Raw genomic sequence first — 1,132 nt, 5'->3', positions numbered from 1 at the left:
TATATAAGTTCACTTTGATTTTTCATCACGTTTAAACTGTATACAAAACCGTCAATACTGCTCCTAAGAAAACAAAATCAAAGGAGCGGTTCAAATGAAACAACTACAAGTTACAAATGATCATGGATGGACAGTTGATGCGTTACGAGACTATGAACGAACATTAAAAGATGCGAGAAAAAGAAATCGAGTGACAGCTGTACGTCTTGTCATGGAAGGCTATAAAGGGATCGACATTGCCAATCTGCTTAATCTTCATCGTCAATCGGTTTCAAAATATGTGCAAAATTTTAATGAAGGTGGAATCGATCAAGTCATTGAACGTCGTTACGCACCAGGAAAAACACCTTATCTCACACCAGAAGAAGAACAAGAGTTAAAACAGATGATCCTTGAAAGTACACCTGTTCAAGAAGGGTTAGGCATGGAATCGTACTGGGATTCACGAATCATTCAGTATGCATTAGAAGAAAAATTCAATGTTTCGATGACTCGTGGCGGCATCTGCGATATGCTTCATCGAACGGGTTTACGTTATACGCGTCCAACCTATACATTGGCAAAAGCTGATCCGAAAAAGCAGCGTGATTTCCTCGACCAGCTTGATGTGATAAAAAAAACTTCTCAGACGACATGATCTTACTTTATGAAGATGAAAGTCATATTCGTGACTACCAAACGCTTCATGCGACTTGGTTTGAGAAAGGAAAACAAAAGCACGTGCCAACTTATGGTCATCACACAAGAGTCAATCTTTTTGCGACAGTTGACGCTTTCACAGGTGACTTCTTCTGTACGCAGGCTGAACAATGTAATGCCCAATCTTTTCAGATATTTCTTGAACAAATTCTGGATCGTTATCCCGGTCAACATATTGTCATGGTTCTTGATAATGCGAGAATTCATCATGCCCGTTTGATTCAACCCTTTCTTCAAAGGCATGAAGATCATTTGACGTTTCTTTTCTTACCGCCTTATTCTCCCAACTTAAATTTAGTAGAAAGAATGTGGAAATGGTTAAAAGGAAGCGTCATCGCCAATTGTTTCTATCAAAATCGAGCTGAAATCTGTTCTGCCGTTGATGAATTTGTACGTTTCATTCAGGATGTTCCTCAACAAGTACTAAAAAGAA

Annotated in this window: 2 protein-coding genes; both read left to right on the top strand. The window is 38.8% G+C overall.

Annotation, left to right across the window (positions count from 1 at the left end; translation table 11 throughout):
• Window positions 1–94 precede the first annotated feature (94 nt).
• Entirely contained in the window at window positions 95–637 is a 543-nt protein-coding gene (locus DS031_RS23325) for a helix-turn-helix domain-containing protein (RefSeq protein ID WP_113808535.1), read from the top strand.
• A partial coding sequence (locus DS031_RS23320) for an IS630 family transposase (RefSeq protein ID WP_113808534.1) occupies window positions 634–1,132 on the top strand: 499 nt, incomplete at its 3' end. The genes DS031_RS23325 and DS031_RS23320, both read left to right, overlap by 4 nt.

The sequence above is a fragment of the Bacillus taeanensis genome, assembly GCF_003318295.1.
In the GTDB taxonomy this organism is placed as follows: Bacteria; Bacillota; Bacilli; order Bacillales; family UBA6769; genus Maribacillus; species Maribacillus taeanensis.
Note: the sequence above shows the minus strand (reverse complement) of the source record. Positions and strands in the feature narration are given on the sequence as shown.

Coding starts and splice junctions, on each gene's coding strand:
- DS031_RS23325 (WP_113808535.1), top strand. CDS start 95: ATGAAACAACTACAAGTTACAAATGATCATGGATGGACAGTTGATGCG.